We start from the raw sequence: 20492 nt of genomic DNA on the forward strand, positions 1-20492 counted from the left end.
AAAAGGCCGCAGAGCAATCTGCGGCCTTTTTTCGTTGTCTGGACTGTTTAGAGGCTACGTCAGTCGGTGCAGATGCCACCGGCCGTCAGTCTCAGCTATCCGGTTCAATCAGACCTAACCCGCGCAGATAGATGCCAATGCCGCTTTCCAGCAGATCCTCAGGCGGGAAGGGAGAGGCGGCACCGGGTGAGTTGCGCGCATAAAGCTCAACCACCCCATGGCTCATCGCCAAGATATGAGCGGAGAACATGGAGGCGGGCGGGCGTTTTTCGGCCGGGATGTGCTGGCTCAGATCCGCTGCGGCCCGCTCCAGAATGGCACGCGCGCGATTGGCGGCCTCGGCCAGCTCCGGGGTGCGGTTCACGGAAATGCCGCTTTCAAACATGGCGATGTAATGGCCTGGATGTTTGCGCGCAAAGGCGAGATAGGCCCGGCCTGTGGCCTCAAACGCGGCCAGGGCAGAGGGCTGATATTTGTCATAGGCGTGCTGCATCAGATCGGCAAACATGACGTAGCCCTGTCGGCCTGCCTCGGCAATCAGATCCTCTCGCCCGTCGAAATGACGGTAGACCGCAGCTGGGGTGACGCCTGCCTTCTTGGCCGCCTCTGATAGCGTAAACCCGGTTGGACCCTTCGCCTCGATCAGGTGCAATGCGGCTTCGACCAGCGCCTGACGCAGGTTGCCGTGGTGATATCCGCGTTTAGGCATCCCAAAGTTCCGGTCCGCCACAGATCGTACCATCCAGATCACCAAGCGCCTTGGCGTCCTTGTTGGCATAATCAACCGCATGCAGCACCCGGCGGATGGCGGCCAGCCGCGCGCGGCGTTTGTCATCCGAGCGGACGATGGTCCAGGGCGCGTGGTCCGAATGGCTGCGCGTCAGCGTGTCTGCAATCGCGGTGGAGTATTCCTGCCAGAGGCTCAGCCCCTTTACGTCAATCGGGCTCAACTTCCATTGTTTCAAAGGATCGGTTTCGCGCGACAGGAACCGGCGCAGCTGTTCCGCGCGCCCGACGTTGAGCCAGATCTTGAAGACCTGAATGCCATCCTCAACCAGTGCATCCTCAAACCCGTTGACCTGATCAAAGAACCGTTCGCGTTGGCCGTCGGTGCAAAAGCCAAAGACTGGCTCCACCACGCCTCGATTGTACCAGCTGCGATCAAAGAAAACGATTTCACCGGCCGCAGGCAGATGGGTGATATAGCGCTGGAAATACCACTGCGTCTGTTCGCGTTCGCTGGGTTTCGACAGGGCCACGATGCGGGCACCGCGTGGGTTCAGGTTTTCCCGGAACCTCTTGATGGTGCCGCCTTTGCCAGCCGCATCGCGGCCTTCGAAAATGATCGCAATCCGCGCGCCGGTAGCGCGCACCCAGGACTGCATTTTCACCAGTTCGATCTGCAGGCGCTTCATCTCTTTGTCATAGCGCTTGCGGCTCATCCGTGTGTCATAGGGAAAGCCGGGATCCAGCACATCGTCCTTGTCCGAGCTTTTGAGGGCGGCGCGGATCTCATCCGGGGCTTCGGTCTGGTAAAACGCGCTGATGGCACCGTCAAAGGGCAGGGGCATTCGAAAATTCCTTCTGTCTTCTGTCCCTTATATGGGGCTTTGCAGAGAAATGTGAATCGTTTTAACGCAAATTCTCTGTCGGTGCGGCCCGCGCTGCCGCCCGGTCTACCGCCGCCACAACCGCATCGGTGGCGACCTGATGCGGCATATGGCCGATCCCATCCAGCACCGTGAGAGTGAGCGTGGGCACATCGCGTTCCAGCTGGCGCGCGTGCAGATCCAGCCCGACGGTGGTATCCGCGCTGCCATGGACCGCCTCAATGGGCAGGCGAAGGGCATTGTATCGGGGCGCCATCAATTTGATTTCGGCCAGAAGGTCAGCGCGCTGGCGCGCATTGGCCCGCAAGGCAGAGCGGCGCAGGGTCAGGCCGGGGCCGAAATGCTCAAAATACCCCGCCGGAACGGGTTGCGGGGCGAAGACCTCAGTCAGCGTGTCGCGAATGGTGGTCTCCGGCACATAGGCGGTCAGCAGGGGGACCGCCAGCCGCTGACCCAAGGGTGAGGAGGTCACCTTGTAGAAGGTGCTGAGCGGCGTCAGCCAGGGGTGAGAGACCGCACCCACGGTGACCAGCGCTGAGAGACTGTCGGGATCATCCAGCGCCCAGGCCAGCGCAACCCCGCCGCCGTAGCTTTGCCCCAAGACGATGGGACGCTCTGCCCCCAGGTCGGCCACCGCACCACGGATCAGGGCGGCTTGCTTGCTCAGGGAGGCTTGCGCGCCGCGGGTGCGGTCACTGTAGCCCAATCCGGGCCGGTCGACGATGATCACCCGGTAGCGGTCGCTGAGGGCTGGTGCGAGGCGGAAGGTCATATCGCGGATATGGCCGCTCGCGCCGTGGATCAGCACCAGATCCGGCGCGCGTTCGCCTGCGGGCAGGGTGGCAGGCTGTCCCAGATCCAGCAGGTGCATCTGCTGCCCCTCGACAGTCACAAATGTGCCCTGCGGTGGGTAAGCCGACACCGCTTCCGCCTCGCGCGCGTTTGCGCGCCACAGCGTCACGCCAACGCCAAGCGCCAGAACCAACCCGGCGGTCACCATGCCCTTAACGACCAATCTCAGCCATGTCGAAGGGGGTGGATTGGTAGATGTCATTGATCCAGTTGCCATAAAGAAGATGCGCATGGCTGCGCCATCTGTTTTGCGGTTTGCGGCTAGGATCATCATCCGGGTAGTAGTTCATCGGCACGTTGATCGGCGTCCCGCTGGCCACGTCGCGGTCATATTCCTGCTTCAGCGTATCACTGTCGTATTCAAAGTGGTTGAAGATATAGAGCGCCCGGTGGCTCGGATCCTCGATCAGGCAGGGACCGGCATCCTGACTGCCCAGAAGGCTGCGCAGGCCGGGGCGTGCGTCGATCTCGGACTGGCGGATTTCGGTCCAGCGCGACACCGGAATGACGCAATCATCCGAAAACCCCCGCAGATAGGGCGAGGCAGGATCAAGGTTCTGATGCCGGAAACAGCCAAAGACCTTGTGATCCAGGAGGTGTTTTTTCACCCCGTGGAAGTAGTTGATCATCGCCATGCCGCCCCAGCAGACACCAAAGGTGGAATGCACATTGGTCTGGGTCCAGTCAAAGACCTCGCACAGCTCGTCCCAATAGGTGACGTCCTCGAACTCCAGATGCTCAATCGGCGCGCCAGTGATGATCAACCCGTCAAAGCGCTGGTCCTTGATCTCCTGAAAGGGACGGTAGAATTCGGCCATATGTTCAGCGGCAGTGTTGCGGGTCTGATGCTCTGTCATGCGGATCAGCGACAGGTCGATCTGCAAGGGCGTCGCGCCGATCAGCCGGGCGAACTGGTTCTCGGTCTGGATCTTCTTCGGCATCAGGTTCAACAGGCCGATGCGCAGCGGGCGAATGTCCTGACGGGCCGCCTGATCCGGCGACATGACCATCACGCCTTCGTTCGTGAGAACGTCATAGGCAGGGAGGTCTGAAGGGATCTTGATCGGCATATCGTGTCCTTTGGTATGTTTGCCCCGCCCATAGCGGTCGGGATCGTTCTGATCCGGAGATGATCTCCGGCGAGGGGCCTGTCTCTGGCCCCTCGTGATGTAGAAGGCCTAGCCGCGCGCCTCAAGAGCGCCCGCGATCACGTCTGTGAAATCAGCCTCGGTGCGGATGCCTGATATCTGATCGGCTGTCACCGTGACGCCCCAGTTCTCAGCCATAGCGGCATAGCGCGGCTGGCGATGGGCCAGCGCCTGCTCATAGGTCCAGCGAATGAAACTATCAGGATCCACATCGGCCTCTGATAGGGTGTTTTCCTTTAGATACTTTTGCCAAACGCGGGTGAGGAAGGCCGGTTCATAGGCCATGGGTTTCGGCGCGCGGTCGAACCGGCGGATCAGCTCTTGGGTATGGGCTTCGTCGCCCTTGATCCAGACCATCAGCGTCTGCTGCGACAGCGCCGTCAGCAGCGGGTCGTTGGGGTCGCTTGCGTCGACCCATTCGCAGATGCTGCCGCCAGTGTCGCAGATGAAGTTCGGATAATCATAAAGCCGCGCAGCCCGGTGGATGAAATAGCCAGTATCACGCAGCGCGTTCAGCTCAGCCGTGCGGAACTGGTCCTGACGGCGGGTATATTCCTGCATCGCCAGCCCGCCCTTGGCCGGATCACCGGGTTTGCCCAGGTAGGACGCGACCGGTGTCAGGTTCTCAAAGCTGATGTTGGAGCCGATGTATATCGAGTCCGACAACAGCAGATCGCGCAGGAACGGCACTTTCATCGCCTCGGCCTTGGCATTGTCGGCGATATATTCGCCCATGTAGCGGGTGCCGATGCGGTAATCGATGGAATAGTGAAACCAGCTGCCCGCACCGCGCAGGATATTGCTGACATAGGTCTTGCCCAGACCGGACATGCCAAAGAACAAAACCCGCTTATGCGGCGCCTTACGCCACTCTTCGGCAGACGAATAGAGCATTTGAAATCCGGTCCCTGTTGGTTCCTTGCCTTGCTACTGACCAATGTCGCGTGGGTCAATCAGCAGCACCCGAAGGTGACCTGATCAGATGTAGTCGTGACACGAAAAACCCCCGCACCATGGGTGCGGGGGCAAAGCTGGTCCTGGCCCTGTCTTTGTTACAGCGCGGCCTGTAGCGCACGCAGGTTTTACGCAGGATCAGAAGCTGTAGCCGACTTTCAGGCCAAAGCTGACGGCGTCGTTGTCCTCGAAATAGGCAACGGGGGTGCCACCTGGCGAGGCGAATGCATCACCCAGCTTTGTGTAGCGGATGCCAGCGGAGATTTTCATCTTATCCTGCTGGTACTGGACGCCCAGGCGAATGGCTTCCATGCCTTGGGTTGGTGCAAGCGGGGAGACCCGGTTGTCACCGTCGGCATCTTCATAGATGAACGCCAGCGATCCGGACCAATTCTCATTGAATTTGCGCCCAACGCCGATCGTGTAGGTGAAGGAATCGTCCAGATCGATCAGGTCACGGCCAAAGGTCGTTGGGATGAGGTTTGTCACGCTATGCTCGGCCCAGCGAATATTCGCAAACAGTAATGTATCCGCCGCAATGCCGGTCTGGAAATCCAGATTTACCGATTGAGGTGTCTTGGTCTCAGCCGAAGTGGCGGCACCGCCGGGAGTGAGGTTCTCATTGGTGGTGAAATTATGAGTGATCTCGGAGCTGTAGGTCAGAGCTGCGCGCAGGGCGATTTCTGGAATTTCATACGCAACACCGGCAACCCAGCCAAACGCACCATCCTTATTCACACGGACATTATAAGTGCCACCGGGAATAGAGGCGTAGGCTCCTCCGGCCAGATTGATCTCACCGTCGATTTCTTGGTAGCGAATGCCGCCGTGGACGCTGAAGTTCTCGTTGAACCGGTAACGCAGCAGTGCGGTTACTGCGTTCGAATTTGCCTCGGCGGTGGTGCCGCCCAGAAGCAGCGAGTTTCCAACGGGATAGGCAATGTCAACGCCCCAGGGCTGATCGAAGATCACAGCAAAGGACAGCTGTTCATTGATGTCCCGTTTGTAGCCAGCGCCAAACATGTTGAAGCGATCGCCAACATCGCCGGAGGCAGACCCGAACGGGTTGAGCGTCGTCAGGTCTTTGCCCGAGACGTCAGCCGAGGTGGTGGCGATCGAAAATTCGGCATAGGAGCCTTCTTCGAAGATGATGCCAATCGGCTGACCGGTGCGGTCAAGACCGCTGGCCATAGCTGAGCCAGAAGCCAGCGCCAGCGCCGCTGACGTTGCAAGATAGCGTTTCATTGTTCCTCCCTGTCCAGACTTGAGCGTCTGGTTTTAACATTGGAAAACGCTAGCAAGGGGGAATTTTTCGGTCAATGTTGACGCAAAGGCAATCTACGGTGAGAAACTCAGGCTGATGTTTCCTGGTCCAAATACCTAGGCAGACGCCCGGCAGCATCCAGAATATTGATGTAGTTGGCGCAAAAGATCACTGCAGCGCCCAGCAAGATCCAGTGGTTAAGCGCTTCACCATAAATCAACATTCCGGCCACAGCGATGGTGGGCAGGCGAGCGAAATCGATGGGCACGACAACAGTGGCCGGAGCAATAGAGAGCGCCTTGGTCATGCAAAAATGCGCGGCCAACCCGGCGCAGCCGATGATCAGCAACCAAAGTGCCGTTGCGGCATTTGGGATTGCAATTACCCCGTCCCAGCCAGATATCGCCAGACCCATTGCCAGTTGCATCAGGGTGAGCCACAGCAGGATGGAGCTGATCGGCTCATGCCGGGTCAGCCGCTTGGTAAACATGATGGTAAGCGCGAAGAAGACAGCAGAGCTGGCCGCAGCGATCACGCCGAGGTTCAGGGTCTCTGGGCTTGGGCGCGCCACGATCAGGATCCCGATAAAACCAAGAGCCGCCGCCAGCACGCGCGGTTTTGTCAAAGCTTCGCCCAGCAGCAGCGGTGACAGCATCAACACCCAGAGCGGAGAGGTGAATTCCAGCGCAAAAACCTGTGCCAGCGGGATCAGGGTCACAGCAAAAAACCAGAGGTTCTGCCCTGTGAAATGGGCCGCGTTGCGGATGAGGTGCAGGCCCAGCCGGTCGCGCCGCACCTGTGGCCAGCTGCCCGTGGCGGTCAGAACCACGACGACGATCACCAGGCCGACAGCACTGCGGTAGGTCATGATCTCAAACGTGTCGAGGCTCAAACCCGCCTCCCGTCCGGCAATCGCCATTGAGGAGAAAGAAATAATCGCCCCGATCATCCAGATCGCAGCCGTCCCAATCGGTCGGTCGTTCAATTCCATCACTGCCCCTCATGCGCCATTCTAACGGGCAGAAGGGGTCAGTTTTCAACTTAGGTCAAGCTATGTTCGCCGCGCGGTCCAGTGCCGGGACACTGATATGCCGTGACAGCTATTCGGCAGCAACCCTCCCGGTCGCCGCGCACTGGCGTGGCAGGGCTGGAACATCGAGCCGGTTCCCGCGCTGGATAAAGGCCAGGGCTGCCTCTTCGGCATCGAAATTCACCCGTGAAAGCAGTGTTTCCACCTCAGCAACAAGTGTATCCGTTATATTGCCATTTTGCGGTGATGCATTCGCCTTGGGTGGCAGCTTTGGGTGCCCTTTATGTCCTAGCGCCCGAAGCAGTTTCGCCGCTCCATCCGGGGTAACGGCGTCTTCCAATGTAGACTCGATGAATTGGAGCTGACCACCATAGATATGTTTATAGTAGGCATATCGCGCCTCCATTTCCAACGCATACCAGATCGCGCTGCCGACATCTCCCAAATGCTTCAGAGGAGCCGGATCCACAATCTTGTTGTGATAATCGGGATGCAGGTACCATTGCCAAGGGATGGTGATATTGAAGAAATCATTGCGCACGACATAGCTTGCGATCTGTTTGGCAAGGTTGCGACGCAGGATGATGATGGTGGTGCGCGGCGCAAGACCGTGGTCAATAAGGGCCTCAATGAGTCCGCACTTTCCTAAGGTGTGATTGCTTTCAGCGTAGGGCGCTTGAAGCTCACTAAGCTTGCCCTCCCAAAAATCGCAGAGAGGTCCGTTCATGCCGTAGGTGTTGAAGTGCCTCATATGGCCGATACTGGGCAGGCGGGTGCCATAGGCATCAAGGCCAAGGGGTTCATGCACTGACGGAATATTCAGGTTATCGCTAAGAAATCGCGCGAGCCAGGCGGTGCCGGTGCGCCCTGCAGAGAGAGTGAAGATGAAATCGGGCTGAGAGCTATCTGACGGGGCGCTGACTGAGGGGGTGTCGCCGGACGCACGAGGGGGGGCATGCTCGGCTGTGCCGGGGGCTGGCGTTGGATTTGGGCGCGTGTAGCCGAACCGGGCAATTTCGGATGCGGCTTCCTGTTCAATCAGATCAGCTGTATCGGGATGCTTGGCGAAGAGGGTTGCCGGATCGGCGCCACGTTTGGGACGAAGTGCGGCCTTGGCGCTTAGGCTTGAGAACCGCGCCCAGAGGTCATCGACACCCAGCGCGTTGACATCCTCCTCAAGATGTTCGTATCGCAGGAAGATGTCGGGGCTGTTCGGCCCACCCAGCGGCGCGATACGACGGTTCTCGCTCAAAACGCTGCGGAAGTTCTCGACAAACAGATCAAATGGAATGTTGCGTTTGTCCATGCCCTCCCAGTAGTAGCGCGAGATAATCGCATCATAGGGATCACGCCATATCGTGATCTTGGTGTAACTCTCCCAGATTTCCTGCGGAACAGCGGCGCGGATCTGCCCGGCGGTCATGTGATTGACGAACGCCTGCTTGCCCTCATTTCCATCTGGCCAGGTCTGGGTTTGATGGTTCTGAGGCCCCGGGTAGCTCAATGCCTTCCGGATCTCTTCATCCTTTGGGCTGATCGGCGTAATGATGCTGTTTTCGTCGCAATAACTGGACAGTGCGATCTCAAATGAGGTTCCGCCAACTTTCTTTGTCTTGATGAAAATAAGCTTGAGCGGATGGCAGATGATCATTCTGAAGATACTCTCAATTAAGGTTCTACGAAACCTCGCAGAGAGAATTGTTCAAATCATTAATAGACAGATGAAAACACAATAAGAGCAGGGCTTTCCAAAAAAGAGAAACCCCGGCCGCTGGGCCGGGGTTTGGTGTGTAGGTTTATTCCCACTCGATGGTGCCGGGCGGTTTTGAGGTGATGTCATAGGTGCAGCGATTGATGCCTTTCACCTCGTTGATGATTCGCGTGGCGGTTTCACCAAGGAAGTCGTGGCTGAATGGATAGTAATCCGCCGTCATGCCATCAACAGAAGTCACCGCGCGCAGGGCGCAGGCGTAGTCATAGGTGCGCCCGTCGCCCATCACACCCACGGTGCGGACCGGCAGAATTGCAACAAAGGCCTGCCAGATGTCGTCATAGAGACCGTGCTTGCGGATCTGGTCGATATAGATCGCATCGGCTTCGCGCAGGATCTCCAGCTTCTCGCGGGTGATCTCACCTGGGCAGCGGATCGCAAGACCTGGTCCGGGGAAGGGATGGCGGCCAATGAAACTTGTCGGCAGGCCCAGTTCGCGGCCCAGGGCGCGGACCTCGTCCTTGAACAGTTCGCGCAACGGCTCCACCAGCTTGAGGCCCATCTTCTCTGGTAGGCCACCGACATTGTGGTGGCTCTTGATGGTGACTGATGGGCCGCCGGAAAAGGACACCGATTCAATCACATCCGGGTAGAGCGTGCCCTGGGCCAGAAACTCGGCGCCCTCAATCGTGTTGGCGTGTTTCTGGAATACGTCGATGAACAGCTTGCCGATGATCTTGCGTTTGGTTTCGGGATCCGACTGACCGTCCAACTCGCCCAGGAACAACTCCTGCTCATCCGCGTGGATCAGCTGGATGTTGTAGTTGTCACGGAACATCGTGACGACCTCTTCAGCCTCATTCTTGCGCAGCAGGCCATGGTCTACAAACACGCAGGTCAGCTGATCGCCGATTGCCTCATGGATCAGGATCGCAGCCACCGAGCTGTCGACACCGCCGGAGAGACCACAGATAACTTTCTTGTCGCCAACCTGATCGCGGATCGCCTGGATCGCCTGCTCACGGTAGGCACCCATGGTCCAGTCACCGGTGAAGCCGGCAATCTTCACGAAGTTCTCGTAGAGTTTGGCGCCATTCGGGGTGTGATGCACCTCCGGATGGAACTGCACGGCGTAGAAATTGCGGCTGACATCTGCGGTGATCGCGAAGGGCGCATTGGGGGAGGTGCCGTAGACCTCAAACCCCGGTGCAATCTCACTGACGTGGTCACCGTGGCTCATCCAGACCTGTTCACGGTCGCTGTCGTCGGCAAACCAGCCGTCCAGCAGGGGCAGGCTGCTGACTGTTGGGGTCACATAGGCGCGACCAAACTCGGCGGTGCCATGGCCGGATAGCACCTTGCCGCCCAACTGGTGCATCATCACCTGCTGGCCGTAGCAAATGCCCAGGATCGGCACCCCAAGATCAAAGATCTCCTGCGGGGCGCGGGGGCTGCCGTCGCGGGTCACGCTGTCGGGTCCACCGGAGAAAATCACCGCCTTGGGCGCCATCTCGCGCACAAAGTCCATAGTGACATTCTGGTAGGGATGGATTTCGCAATAGACATTCAGCTCGCGGAGGCGGCGCGCGATCAGCTGCGTCACCTGGCTGCCAAAGTCGATGATGAGAAGGCTGTCGTGGGATGTCTCTGTCATGCACGCGCCATAGGGCAGTGGCGCAGAATTCGCAAGGGATTTTCGCGCCTCGGAGCGCGTTTGCGCTATCTGCCGCGTGCGGTCGCTGCGCCGGTGGCAAGGTGAAAATCCCGGCCGGTTTCGCGAGAAACCTGTCGGGAATGTCGCTTTTCAACTTCAATGGCCGTAATCCTGCGGCGGCCTTTTGTCTGAGCGATATAATCACAGCTGCAACGAAATGCCTGTGGTGAGGAAAAACCATGACAGAAGCAGCTCCAGCAGCACCGCGCCGCCGCGCACGTGGAGGCGGTGGTGCCGCCCGTCGCGCAGAACGTACCGGCGTCAAGATCGACACCGCAAAATACATTGAGCGGAATATCCCGAACTTTGAGGTGCTGAGCGAAGAGGCGCTGCAGGCCATCGAAGCCAACGCCGAGACCATCCTCGAGGAGGTGGGCGTCAATTTCGTGAACAACCCCGCCGCGCTGGAGCGCTGGCGTGAAGCTGGCGCCACCATTGATGGGGAACGCGTTCGCATCCCGCGTGGTCTGGCGCGTGAGCTTTGCAAAACCGCCCCGTCCGAATTCACCCAGCATGCGCGCAACCCTGAGAAATCTGTGGTAGTTGGTGGCAAGAACATGGTGCTGGCACCTGTCTACGGCCCGCCGTTTGTGCGCGATGCCAAGGGCGGCCGTCGCTATGCGACGCTGGATGATTTCCAGAAGTTCGTGAAGCTGGGCTATATGTCGAAGTGGTTGCACCATTCCGGCGGCACCGTTTGCGAGCCGACCGATGTGCCGGTGAACAAGCGTCACCTCGACATGCTGATGGCGCATATGACGCTGAGCGACAAACCCTTCATGGGGTCGGTGACGGAACCCAGCCGGGCGCAGGATTCCATCGAGATGTGCGAAATCTTGTTCGGTAAAGATTTTGTGCGCGACAACACGGTGATGACCTCGCTGATCAACATCAACTCGCCAATGACATTTGACGATGTGATGATGGGCGCGCTGGAGGTCTATGCCGCACACAACCAGGCCTGCATCATCTCGCCGTTCATCGTTGGTGGCGCGATGGCGCCGGTGTCGGTTGCCGGGACATTGGTTCAGGTCCTGGCCGAAGTTCTGGCCGGTGTCGCCTACAGCCAGTTGATCCGCCCCGGTGCGCCGGTGATCTTTGGTGCCATGGTGACCTCGATCGACATGAATTCCGGCGCGCCCACCTTTGGCACACCCGAAGCCTCCCAGATCACCTATGGTGCAGGCCAGCTGGCCCGCCGTCTGGGCCTGCCGTTCCGGTCCGCCGGCTCCTTCTGCGGCTCCAAATTGCCGGATGCACAGGCGGCTTATGAAACGGCGAACTCGCTCAATATGGGTCTGCTGGCCGGTGTGAATTTCCAGCTGCACTCCTGTGGCTGGCTGGAGGGCGGTTTGGTTGCTGATTTTGAGAAATTCGTGATGGATGCCGATCAGCTGGGCGCGCTGCATGGTTTGGCCAAAGGTGTTGTGGTTGACGACGACACGTTGGCCATGGGCGCGATCCGCGAAGTTGGTCCGGGCGGTCACTATTTGGGCTGCGAACACACGCAGGCCAACTTCAAAACCGCGTTCTGGAAATCCGATCTTCTGGACTACAAACCGTTTGAAACCTGGGAAGAGGAAGGCGCGCGCGACACTGTTGCTTTGGCCAGCAACCGGGTTGAAACCCTGCTGAACGCCTATGAGGCGCCGCCGCTGGATCCTGAGATCCTGGGTAAGCTGGAAGCTTATGTTGCTGAGAAAAAAGCCTCCATGCCTGACGCCTTCATGTAAGAGCGGCGGTTTATATCTGCACATGCACCAACCGGCATAGCCCGGCTGGCATACGGCGGTCCCAAGGGGCCGCCGTTTTGCGGTTTCATCGCATGTGTCGGTCAGGCGACGTTCAAACGGGGGCGGCGCAGCCCGTCTGCTTCGCCCATCAGCGCGATCAATACGTCAACGTGGCGAGTCAGTGAATACCCGGCATCTCCCGCTTCACGCCTGCGGTTGTGATCGCGCTCCAGATCCAGAAGCCGCATCACAGCTGCTGCGGGTTTGGGCAATGTGCCATACCCTAGCACCCGTTTCAGATCACGCCGTCGGCTATAGTCGCGCGCCCCGATCCTCGCTGTCCGCACCAACAGCCGAGGGCGGCGCAAAGCGGCTAGATGAGCAAAGATATCCTGCATCGTCATGTCCTTTCCAGCTCCGTCGATAGCGCTGTTTAACACAACCAGTGCGGGTGTTGCCGAAAGGGGCGGTTCTGCGAACGGTCTATTCGATATTGATTGATGAAAATTTGAAACCAATGATGCTCTGACTGAGACTATCCAAAAAAATCAGGCCAGTACGGTGAATTGTGTCTGTGAATAACACGTAAGCGGCCCGTGGGAGGATAGTTTCGAATGATCACATGTGGGGTGATAAAATGCAAACTATGGCTGTATCCGGCTTGCCGGAATGGGTGCCTGAGGAGGCGTGCCGATATCTTGAACATACCGAAGCGGGCCGGTCGATCCGCAATCTGGCGAAACAGGCGGGCTGCCACCCGTCTACCGTGCTGCGACAGGTCCGTCGGGTTGAGACCCGGCGCGATGATCCGCTGGTTGATGCGGCCTTGGCGTCGCTTGCTGCCAGTCACTATTCCGCTGGCATGACGGGGCCCCGACCGATGTCAGCCCGTGCGTTGGCTTTGGGGACCGTGCCAGCCTGCGCTGAGGCTTTCGAGAGTGAGGCGGTTGAGGTTCTGACCTGTCTAAATCCGCAGGGCGCTGTCCTTGCGGTGGCGGATGGGATGGAGAAGGCGGTGGTGGTGCGCGAGGCAACGGCCGGTGACAAGAAGGTCGTTGTCGACCGCACTCTGGCGGAGGCGCTGGCGCTGCGCGACTGGATTGCCTGTCAAGCGCCCGGGCGGCTTAGCCGCTATCATATTACATCGGAGGGCCGCAGCGCGCTCAGCCAGTTTGTGGCCAGTCGTGAAAACCGCGCCCGGTCACGGCTGGAAAGCGCCAGCTTGGCGACGCGCAAATCCAGCCGCAACCGACGCCGCCCCCGGCGGGCCCGTTATGGCCTGGGAGAGACCCCGTTGCATATGCTGGCACGGCTGACCGATCGCAATGGCACTCCGTTTCTGACCACCGATCTGGTACGTGCGGGAGAGCGCCTGCGCGAGGATTTTGAGCTTGCGCAGGTGGCTGAACATCTCGCGCAATCGACTGCGCAGTTCAGTGAGGGGGATTGCTGTCCCGCTACGGCCCGTCGTCGGCGGCCTGGACAGGCCGCTTCAGCGGCCAAAAAGCGAGCCGCCGCCGCGCTGAATGCGCTTGGTGAAGGGCTGAGTGATATCGTAATGCGTTGTTGTTGCCATTTGGAAGGCTTGGAAGCCGCCGAACGTCAACTGGGTTGGTCAGCGCGATCCGGCAAAGTGGTGCTGCGCATTGCATTGCAACAGTTGAAACTACACTATGACAGACAGCAGACACGGGATGAGTTGATTGGCTGAACGCGTTGCACTTTAACTAAAAAACCGGCGCCATCGGGCGCCGGTTTCGTTCTGTTAATCAAATCAGATTGCACCGGGATGCTGTAGATCAGGGCGCATCTGAAGACCTGTCGATCAGGCGGCGACTTCGGCCTTGGCAGTTTTCAGGTACTCGAGAACGGTCTCCGGCGAGGACACACCATAGGGATCTTCGCCGTGGTTGTCGCACAGGCCTGGCTCTTCGAACCATGCCTCGACCACACCGTTGTTGACGATGGCCGCATAGCGCCAGGAGCGGTTGCCAAAGCCCAGGTTGTCCTTGGCCACCAGCATGCCCATCTTGCGGGTGAATTCACCGGATCCGTCAGGAATAACACCGACGTTTTTCAGGTTCTGGGATTCGGCCCATTTGTTCATCACAAAGCTGTCGTTCACCGACATGCAGTAGATCGCGTCGATGCCTTCGGCCTGAAAATCGGCAAAGCCTTTTTCAAAACCGGGCAGCTGATAGGTCGAACAGGTGGGGGTGAAGGCGCCGGGCAGGGAGAACAGCACAACGCGCTTGCCGGCAAAATAGTCGGCGGTGGTTTTGTCTTCCCAGCGGAACGGGTTGGGGCCGCCTACGGATTCGTCGCGAACACGGGTGCGGAAGGTCACGTCGGGCAGTTTTACGCCAGCTTTCATCATCGGCTCCTTAAGGATCAATTCGTCGTCGCGCGGTGATTTATAATAGTTCTAAATCGCCTGCAATGGGGTTTTCGCGGGCGCAATGCCGCAGCGGATGACGGGATGCGGATCGCACCAGAAGGGTTGCCAATTCGCGCCGTTTAGCGAGAGTGATGCGACCTGCCCGCAGCGACTCGGCAGCCGGGACCAGCGGGCAGATTGCCCGGTTGTTCAAAACCGGGTGGCGGGGTTGCACCATCCGCAATCTGGATCAAAATATTCATATAAACAGTGTATTGCACTGGTGAGTTGCGTCGCGCGGGAATGTGGACCGGGCCGAGAACTGGTCGTGCCAAGCGATTGCAACTATGTTACGAAGATCAAAAGACCATTGCCGCAAGGGAACATCGACGTGCGAGATCTGAAAATCCCCGAGCAACGCCACCCGGAAAAGGCCCATCGCCCTGACAATGCTCAGCCGAAAAAGCCAAGCTGGATCCGGGTCAAGGCGCCAGGGGGCAAGGGCTACGCGGAGACGCATAAGATCATGCGTGAGAATAACCTCGTCACCGTCTGCGAAGAGGCCGGCTGCCCGAATGTTGGCGAATGCTGGAGCCAGGGTCACGCTACCATGATGATCATGGGCGAAATCTGTACCCGGGGTTGTACCTTCTGCAACATTGCCACTGGTCGTCCGGATACGCTGGATGCGTTTGAACCGGGGCGGGTGGCCCATGCGGTGCAGAAGCTGGGACTGAATCACGTGGTGATCACCTCTGTGGATCGCGACGATCTGGAAGATGGCGGCGCGGAGCATTTTGCCCAGACCATCCGTGCGGTGCGTCACCGCAGCCCGAAGACCACGATTGAGATCCTGACGCCGGATTTTCTGAAATGCGCACCTGAAGTGCTGGAAACCGTGGTGGAAGCGCGGCCCGATGTCTTCAACCACAATCTGGAAACTGTGCCCGGCCTCTATCCCGGTGTGCGGCCCGGCGCGCGGTATTTCCACTCCCTGCGGCTGCTGCAGCGGGTGAAAGAGATGGATCCGGCGATCTTTACCAAATCCGGCATCATGGTCGGCCTTGGCGAGAATGCGCAGGAGGTGAAGCAGGTGATGGACGATATGCGCGCCGCGGACATCGATTTCCTGACCATTGGCCAGTATCTGCAGCCGACGCCGAAACACCATGCGGTCGATCGGTTTGTGACGCCGGAAGAGTTTGAAAGCTATGAGAAAGCCGCCTATGGCAAGGGTTTCCTGATGGTTTCGGCAACGCCGCTGACCCGGTCGTCCTACCATGCGGGGGATGATTTCGCCCAGCTGCGCGCCGCCCGCAACAAGAAGCTCGGCTTGGCATGACGCCGGACCGTCTGGCGCAGCTGACAGAGCTGCGCCACGCGTTGCACCAGATCCCGGAAGTGTCGGGCGCCGAGGAAAAGACTGCGGTCTTCATCACCGACTATCTGCGCGGGTATGATCCTGACCAGCTGCTGACGGGCCTAGGTGGGCACGGTGTTGCGGCAGTCTACGACGGCGCGGCGGATGGGCCGACCGTGATGATCCGTTGTGAGCTGGACGGGCTGCCGATCGAAGAGATATCTGACCAACCCTATCGCTCCACCCATGCCGGGCGGGGCCATCTCTGTGGGCATGACGGACATATGACCATCGTGGCTGCGCTGGCGCAGGATCTGGCCGCACGGCGCCCTGCGCGGGGCCGTGTCGTGCTGATGTTTCAGCCGGCCGAAGAAACCGGCAAGGGCGCGCCTGCGGTCATTGCCGATCCGGCCTTTGGCGAACTTGCGCCAGACTATGCGTTTTCCCTTCACAATTTACCGGGGCTGCCGGTGGGGCAGCTTGCCCTGTGCAGCGGCCCGGCCAATTGTGCGTCCCGCGGGATGCGCATCCGACTAACGGGCAAGACCTCCCATGCGGCGGCCCCGCAGGACGGGATTTCACCTGCCGGTGCCATGGCGCAGCTGCTGCCGGGGCTGGTGGCGCTTGGCGGTGGGGACGATCTTGGCGCTGACTATGCGCTGGTCACGCTCACCCATGCGCGCCTTGGCGAGGCAACCTTTGGCATCGCGCCCGGTGAGGGCGAGGTCTGGGCGACCTTGCGCACGGTGAATGATGCGCGGATGGAGGCGTTGATCGCTGAGGCCGAGGATCTGACACGTCAGATCTGCACGGAGTGTGGCCTGGGCGTTGAGATCAGCTTTGACGATGTGTTTGAGGCGTGCACCAATGAGGCTGAGGCTGTTGCACTCCTGCAGACTTCCTGCCGCGCCGCAGGGCACCCGGTTGAAATGCGTGATCAACCGCAGCGCTGGTCCGAAGATTTCGGCCAGTTTGGGAAGAGCGCACGGGCCGCGATGCTCTGGCTTGGCTCAGGTGAAATGCAGCCGCAGCTTCATAATCCTGACTATGATTTCCCCGATGATGCGATCCCGGTTGGCGTGTCCATTTTTACGGCTGTCATCGATAACATGCTGAGATAAGTTTTATCTTACAGTATCTTATCTGCGCATGTTGATGTTGAGAAACGGCGATCAATCGATCAGCGCATCAACCAGCGCCACCGCGCCCACAATCGCCAGCGTGTCCCGCACCACTTCGTAAATCCGGTCATCCTTGCGGATATAGCGGTGACCCGGAGCAGGCGGCGCCAGCCCCCAACGGGCATGATCGTCAATATAGTCCCAGTCACCGCGCAGCTGCTGGAAACCCTTGTGGCGCGGTTTGTGCTGTCTCTTGATCTGACCGGGGGAATGGTGTGCGACAGTGCTTTTGTGGTCGGGGGCCCATTTCGGGGGCGCGGCGGCGCCTGCGACAGGGGACAGGGCGAGCGAGGCTGCAGCGATATAGGCCAGTCTCATTGGCGATCTCCTTCATGATCTCAACACTTGGATGAGGCTTGGCGGGGATCGGGGGATTTGGCAAATGGACTGTGCCGAAAGACGCTGACGCAACAGCGGGTCATCGGCGGGCTGGTGCCGGTTTTAAAAACCGCAGGGCGCAGGGCGCGGATGTTTGCGCCCCACGTCGGATTGTTCGGCGGATATTGGCGACCGGGAGGGACCGGGCGCGGGTTCAGCCCTCTTCGGTAAAGCGAACCTTGCCGATAAAGGGCAGGTTCCGGTTGCGCTGCGCGTAATCGATTCCATAGCCGACGACAAATTCGTCCGGGATCTCAAAACCGATCCAATCAGAGCGGAAATCCACCTCTCGTCGGGAGGGTTTGTCCAGCAGCGCGATGGATTTCAGCCGGGCTGGCTGGCGGCTGCGCAACAGATGCGTCACGTGGTTCAGCGTGTGGCCGGTGTCGACGATATCCTCAACAACCAGCACATCGCGCCCTTCAATTGCGCCGCGTAAGTCTTTGAGAATGCGAACCTCCCGGCTGCTTTCCATAGCATCACCGTAAGAAGATGCCTCAAGAAAATCGACTTCGATCGGCAGATCCAGCTCCCGCACCAGATCGGCGATAAAGACGAAGCTGCCGCGCAAGAGCCCCACCACCACCAGTTTGTCGGTGCCTTCAAATTCCGTCTGGATCTCGGCGCAAAGCTCTTCGATCCGGGCCGCAATGGCCTTGGCTGAGATCATCACATCGATGACATATGGCCGCTGTGTCATGGGTGCCCCCTTGAATTTCCCGCGCGTTCATATGACATGACGCGGGACGATCATAGCAGGAAATGCGCCTCTTATGCCTACCCATTCAGAAACCCGGCCAATGCCTTACACGGCGCAGCAGATGTATGATCTGGTGGCTGATGTCGGGGATTACCCCAAGTTTCTGCCTTGGTGTTCCGCTGCCCGTATCCGCAGCCGCACGCCCTTGGGGGAGGCTGAGGTGATGGAGGCGGACTTGGTGATCTCCTTCAAGGTGTTTCGCGAACGCTTCGGCAGCCGGGTCACGCTGTTCGCAGAGGAGAAGAAAATCGACACGGAATATCTGGACGGGCCGTTTCGTTACATGAAATCCAATTGGGCCTTTGCGGATCGCGCGGATGGTGGCTGTGATGTGTCGTTCTATGTTGATTTCGAATTCAAGAACGCCGTGCTGCAGGGCATCATCGGTGTGGTGTTCAACGAGGCGATGCAGCGGATCGTGCGTGCCTTTGAACGTCGCGCGGCGGAGCTTTATGGCTGATCCGCAACCACGGCTAAGCCGTTGAATAAAAGCGGACCCGCGATGCAGGCCCGTTTTCGTTTGTGATATTGGCTGATTGACGTCAGCTGGTCATGTCGTAGGCGCGTTCACCGTGAACCGTGATATCCAGACCGTTGGTCTCCGTCTCCAGGTCGACGCGCAGCGGGGTGATAGCGGCGGTAACCTTGACCAGAACGACGGTCACGACAGCCGTGAAGATGCCGACAACCGCGAGACCACCCAGCTGCGCCAGCCAGCTGCCCGCACCAAAGACCGCGATCATGATGGTGCCGAAGATGCCGCCGACACCATGCACCGCAAAGACATCCAGCGTGTCGTCGATCTTCAGCAGGTTTCTGACGACGTTCACGGCCTCCTGGCAGAGGATACCTGCGACAGCACCGATCACCAGGGCCTCAACCGGGCCGACAAAGCCGGAGGCGGGCGTGATAGAGGCAAGGCCCGCGATGGTGCCGGTGACAAGGCCCACCATGGACGCCTTACCGTATTTGATCTTCTCCCAGAGCGCCCAGGTCAGCGAGGCTGTGGCGGCGGAGATATGGGTGACCGTGAGGGCCATCGCCGCGCCACCGTCTGCGGCCAGCTGCGAACCACCGTTGAAGCCGAACCACCCAACCCAGAGCATGGCCGCGCCGATGAAGACATAGCCGGGGTTATGCGGCGGAGTGGTGCGGTTTTTGCGCGGGCCAAGGAACACCGCGATGATCAGCGCCGCCAGACCTGCGGTTTCATGCACCACGATGCCACCGGCAAAGTCGCGCACGCCGATCTCGCCAAAGATGCCGCCATCGGCCAGCATGCCGCCGCCCCAGATCCAATGCACGACGGGCGCGTAGCACAGGAGCATCCAGAGACCGGAGAACACCAGCACAAAGCCAAAGCCCACGCGCTCAACATAGGCGCCGACGATCAGGGCAGGCGTGATGATGGCAAAGGTCATCTGGAAGGCAAAGAACAGCACCTCGGGCAGGGTGCCAGAGAGGCTGTCTGCGGTGACGCCGGACAGGAACATCTTGTCCAGCCCGCCCCAGAGGCCAGAGGTGCCGCCACCAAAGGCAATGGAATAGCCAAAGGCGAGCCACAGAACGCTCATCAAACAGGCAATGGCATAACATTGCATAAACACGCTGAGCACATTTCGGGCACGGACAAGGCCGCCGTAAAACAGGGCAAGCCCCGGCAAAGTCATGAAGAGGACAAGGGCCGTGGCCACAATAATCCAAGCTGTATCGGCTGCGTTCATCGCCGTTCCTTCCGCATCTGCAGGCTGTTTCTTGATCTGAAGCCTGACAAAGCGGAACTGGGGCGTTGAAAAAAGCGGCAGGTTTCATATCGGCGCCAGAAAACCGGGCTTTTGTCAAAATGCTGAAAAAATGAGCGACCCTGCGGGCGTGTTGCTCAATTCCCGCCCGTTCTACGAAATAGCGGCAGATGGGCTGCGGTTTGCGTCAGCCCAGCGGGTCGGCAGTGAGCGATTGCCAGATCAGGGTCAGCGCATGGTCGCGTGTCGCTATGCGCACGCCGTCGCGGCCAAGCGGGCCGAAATCAATTGTTTCGACGTGCGTGGGTTGGTTGCGCCGTGCCAGCGCAAAGCAAACCCGCCCCTCAGGTTTGTGCTCCGAGCCGCCGGGACCAGCAATACCGGTGACCGCTACGGCGATGTCCACATCGGCGCGGCTCTGCGCACCCTCAGCCATCTCAATGGCCACCTCCTCGCTGACGGCGCCGACGGCTTCCAGGGTTGCCTGCTCGACACCCAGCATCTCCTGCTTGGCGCGGTTGGAATAGGTGACATAGCCCCGGTCCACGACCGCGGAGGATCCGGCCACATCGGTGAGGGCCGCCGTAATCATGCCGGCGGTGCAGCTTTCTGCGGTGGCAAGGGTGAGGCCTTTGGCACGGGCCTCACGGATTATGTCTGTCGTGTCCATATCACCCT

At 59.4% G+C, this 20492-nt stretch carries 20 protein-coding genes; 5 read left to right on the forward strand and 15 right to left on the reverse strand.

From position 1 onward, the window contains the following. Positions 1 to 91: 91 nt before the first annotated feature. The 9 genes from phaeop14_RS06760 to guaA form a co-directional block, all read right to left on the reverse strand. Complete coding sequence (locus phaeop14_RS06760; RefSeq protein WP_040168970.1) at positions 92 to 709, reverse strand: TetR/AcrR family transcriptional regulator; 618 nt, start codon at positions 707 to 709, stop codon at positions 92 to 94. Beyond that, the gene (gene ppk2 / locus phaeop14_RS06765) at positions 702 to 1571 is read right to left on the reverse strand and encodes a polyphosphate kinase 2 (RefSeq protein WP_096789104.1); all 870 of its coding nucleotides are present in this window, start codon (positions 1569 to 1571) and stop codon (positions 702 to 704) included. The genes phaeop14_RS06760 and ppk2 overlap by 8 nt, the downstream gene beginning before the upstream one ends. Before the next feature lie 61 nt (positions 1572 to 1632). Continuing rightward, positions 1633 to 2664, reverse strand: a complete 1032-nt coding sequence (locus phaeop14_RS06770; RefSeq protein ID WP_244905815.1) for an alpha/beta fold hydrolase — start codon at positions 2662 to 2664, stop codon at positions 1633 to 1635. After that, positions 2615 to 3532 (reverse strand): homoserine O-acetyltransferase MetA, encoded by a 918-nt coding sequence (metA, locus tag phaeop14_RS06775; RefSeq protein ID WP_014874573.1) that lies wholly within the window; start codon positions 3530 to 3532, stop codon positions 2615 to 2617. Before metA ends, phaeop14_RS06770 begins: the two co-directional genes overlap by 50 nt. A 108-nt stretch (positions 3533 to 3640) precedes the next feature. Continuing rightward, positions 3641 to 4504 carry an ATPase gene (locus phaeop14_RS06780; protein WP_096789106.1) on the reverse strand — a complete coding sequence of 288 codons (864 nt, stop codon included), beginning with the start codon at positions 4502 to 4504 and terminating at the stop codon, positions 3641 to 3643. A gap of 198 nt (positions 4505 to 4702) precedes the next feature. Next, positions 4703 to 5809, reverse strand: coding sequence for an outer membrane protein transport protein (locus tag phaeop14_RS06785; protein WP_040168979.1), 1107 nt, complete (start codon positions 5807 to 5809; stop codon positions 4703 to 4705). A gap of 107 nt (positions 5810 to 5916) precedes the next feature. Further along, entirely contained in the window at positions 5917 to 6819 is a 903-nt protein-coding gene (locus tag phaeop14_RS06790) for a DMT family transporter (protein ID WP_096789107.1), read from the reverse strand. 109 nt (positions 6820 to 6928) lie between these two features. Continuing rightward, entirely contained in the window at positions 6929 to 8509 is a 1581-nt protein-coding gene (locus tag phaeop14_RS06795; RefSeq protein WP_096789108.1) for a hypothetical protein, read from the reverse strand. A 145-nt stretch (positions 8510 to 8654) separates the two neighbouring features. Beyond that, positions 8655 to 10223: a glutamine-hydrolyzing GMP synthase gene (guaA, locus tag phaeop14_RS06800; protein ID WP_040168984.1), complete on the reverse strand. Its 1569-nt coding sequence runs from the start codon at positions 10221 to 10223 to the stop codon at positions 8655 to 8657. A 239-nt stretch (positions 10224 to 10462) separates the two neighbouring features. Here guaA and phaeop14_RS06805 point away from each other — a divergent pair, with 239 nt between their 5' ends. Then, positions 10463 to 12016: a trimethylamine methyltransferase family protein gene (locus phaeop14_RS06805; protein WP_096789109.1), complete on the forward strand. Its 1554-nt coding sequence runs from the start codon at positions 10463 to 10465 to the stop codon at positions 12014 to 12016. 101 nt (positions 12017 to 12117) lie between these two features. Here phaeop14_RS06805 and phaeop14_RS06810 read toward each other — a convergent pair whose 3' ends face one another. Next, a complete protein-coding gene (locus phaeop14_RS06810) occupies positions 12118 to 12414 on the reverse strand; it encodes a DUF6477 family protein (protein ID WP_040169577.1) in 297 nt (98 codons plus the stop codon). A 239-nt stretch (positions 12415 to 12653) separates the two neighbouring features. Here phaeop14_RS06810 and phaeop14_RS06815 point away from each other — a divergent pair, with 239 nt between their 5' ends. Next, on the forward strand, positions 12654 to 13727 hold the full coding sequence (locus phaeop14_RS06815) for a DUF6456 domain-containing protein (RefSeq protein WP_040169579.1): 1074 nt from the start codon (positions 12654 to 12656) through the stop codon (positions 13725 to 13727). Between the two features lie 114 nt (positions 13728 to 13841). Here phaeop14_RS06815 and phaeop14_RS06820 read toward each other — a convergent pair whose 3' ends face one another. After that, a complete protein-coding gene (locus tag phaeop14_RS06820; protein ID WP_040168987.1) occupies positions 13842 to 14390 on the reverse strand; it encodes a peroxiredoxin in 549 nt (182 codons plus the stop codon). A 394-nt stretch (positions 14391 to 14784) separates the two neighbouring features. Between phaeop14_RS06820 and lipA the strand changes: the two genes are divergently transcribed. Then, on the forward strand, positions 14785 to 15735 hold the full coding sequence (gene lipA, locus phaeop14_RS06825; protein ID WP_040169582.1) for a lipoyl synthase: 951 nt from the start codon (positions 14785 to 14787) through the stop codon (positions 15733 to 15735). After that, the gene (locus phaeop14_RS06830) at positions 15732 to 16874 is read left to right on the forward strand and encodes an amidohydrolase (RefSeq protein ID WP_096789110.1); all 1143 of its coding nucleotides are present in this window, start codon (positions 15732 to 15734) and stop codon (positions 16872 to 16874) included. The genes lipA and phaeop14_RS06830 overlap by 4 nt, the downstream gene beginning before the upstream one ends. 51 nt (positions 16875 to 16925) lie before the next feature. Here the strand turns inward: phaeop14_RS06830 and phaeop14_RS06835 are convergent, their stop codons facing one another. Further along, positions 16926 to 17252: a hypothetical protein gene (locus phaeop14_RS06835; protein ID WP_096789111.1), complete on the reverse strand. Its 327-nt coding sequence runs from the start codon at positions 17250 to 17252 to the stop codon at positions 16926 to 16928. 214 nt (positions 17253 to 17466) lie between these two features. Continuing rightward, positions 17467 to 18012 (reverse strand): hypoxanthine phosphoribosyltransferase, encoded by a 546-nt coding sequence (gene hpt / locus phaeop14_RS06840; protein ID WP_040168993.1) that lies wholly within the window; start codon positions 18010 to 18012, stop codon positions 17467 to 17469. A gap of 73 nt (positions 18013 to 18085) precedes the next feature. Between hpt and phaeop14_RS06845 the strand changes: the two genes are divergently transcribed. After that, positions 18086 to 18532: a type II toxin-antitoxin system RatA family toxin gene (locus phaeop14_RS06845; protein WP_040168995.1), complete on the forward strand. Its 447-nt coding sequence runs from the start codon at positions 18086 to 18088 to the stop codon at positions 18530 to 18532. A gap of 82 nt (positions 18533 to 18614) precedes the next feature. On the opposite strand, the gene phaeop14_RS06850 is transcribed toward phaeop14_RS06845, so the two are convergent. Both phaeop14_RS06850 and phaeop14_RS06855 read right to left on the reverse strand, forming a co-directional pair. Next, on the reverse strand, positions 18615 to 19796 hold the full coding sequence (locus phaeop14_RS06850) for an ammonium transporter (protein WP_096789112.1): 1182 nt from the start codon (positions 19794 to 19796) through the stop codon (positions 18615 to 18617). A 205-nt stretch (positions 19797 to 20001) separates the two neighbouring features. Further along, complete coding sequence (locus tag phaeop14_RS06855) at positions 20002 to 20484, reverse strand: CinA family protein (RefSeq protein WP_096789113.1); 483 nt, start codon at positions 20482 to 20484, stop codon at positions 20002 to 20004. Positions 20485 to 20492: the final 8 nt, after the last annotated feature.

The sequence above is a fragment of the Phaeobacter piscinae genome, from assembly GCF_002407245.1.
Classification (GTDB): domain Bacteria; phylum Pseudomonadota; class Alphaproteobacteria; order Rhodobacterales; family Rhodobacteraceae; genus Phaeobacter; species Phaeobacter piscinae.

Coding starts and splice junctions, on each gene's coding strand:
- phaeop14_RS06760 (WP_040168970.1), bottom strand. CDS start 709: ATGCCTAAACGCGGATATCACCACGGCAACCTGCGTCAGGCGCTGGTC.
- ppk2 (WP_096789104.1), bottom strand. CDS start 1,571: ATGCCCCTGCCCTTTGACGGTGCCATCAGCGCGTTTTACCAGACCGAA.
- phaeop14_RS06770 (WP_244905815.1), bottom strand. CDS start 2,664: ATGACATCTACCAATCCACCCCCTTCGACATGGCTGAGATTGGTCGTT.
- metA (WP_014874573.1), bottom strand. CDS start 3,532: ATGCCGATCAAGATCCCTTCAGACCTCCCTGCCTATGACGTTCTCACG.
- phaeop14_RS06780 (WP_096789106.1), bottom strand. CDS start 4,504: ATGCTCTATTCGTCTGCCGAAGAGTGGCGTAAGGCGCCGCATAAGCGG.
- phaeop14_RS06785 (WP_040168979.1), bottom strand. CDS start 5,809: ATGAAACGCTATCTTGCAACGTCAGCGGCGCTGGCGCTGGCTTCTGGC.
- phaeop14_RS06790 (WP_096789107.1), bottom strand. CDS start 6,819: ATGGAATTGAACGACCGACCGATTGGGACGGCTGCGATCTGGATGATC.
- phaeop14_RS06795 (WP_096789108.1), bottom strand. CDS start 8,509: ATGATCATCTGCCATCCGCTCAAGCTTATTTTCATCAAGACAAAGAAA.
- guaA (WP_040168984.1), bottom strand. CDS start 10,223: ATGACAGAGACATCCCACGACAGCCTTCTCATCATCGACTTTGGCAGC.
- phaeop14_RS06805 (WP_096789109.1), top strand. CDS start 10,463: ATGACAGAAGCAGCTCCAGCAGCACCGCGCCGCCGCGCACGTGGAGGC.
- phaeop14_RS06810 (WP_040169577.1), bottom strand. CDS start 12,414: ATGCAGGATATCTTTGCTCATCTAGCCGCTTTGCGCCGCCCTCGGCTG.
- phaeop14_RS06815 (WP_040169579.1), top strand. CDS start 12,654: ATGCAAACTATGGCTGTATCCGGCTTGCCGGAATGGGTGCCTGAGGAG.
- phaeop14_RS06820 (WP_040168987.1), bottom strand. CDS start 14,390: ATGAAAGCTGGCGTAAAACTGCCCGACGTGACCTTCCGCACCCGTGTT.
- phaeop14_RS06830 (WP_096789110.1), top strand. CDS start 15,732: ATGACGCCGGACCGTCTGGCGCAGCTGACAGAGCTGCGCCACGCGTTG.
- phaeop14_RS06835 (WP_096789111.1), bottom strand. CDS start 17,252: ATGAGACTGGCCTATATCGCTGCAGCCTCGCTCGCCCTGTCCCCTGTC.
- hpt (WP_040168993.1), bottom strand. CDS start 18,012: ATGACACAGCGGCCATATGTCATCGATGTGATGATCTCAGCCAAGGCC.
- phaeop14_RS06845 (WP_040168995.1), top strand. CDS start 18,086: ATGCCTACCCATTCAGAAACCCGGCCAATGCCTTACACGGCGCAGCAG.
- phaeop14_RS06850 (WP_096789112.1), bottom strand. CDS start 19,796: ATGAACGCAGCCGATACAGCTTGGATTATTGTGGCCACGGCCCTTGTC.
- phaeop14_RS06855 (WP_096789113.1), bottom strand. CDS start 20,484: ATGGACACGACAGACATAATCCGTGAGGCCCGTGCCAAAGGCCTCACC.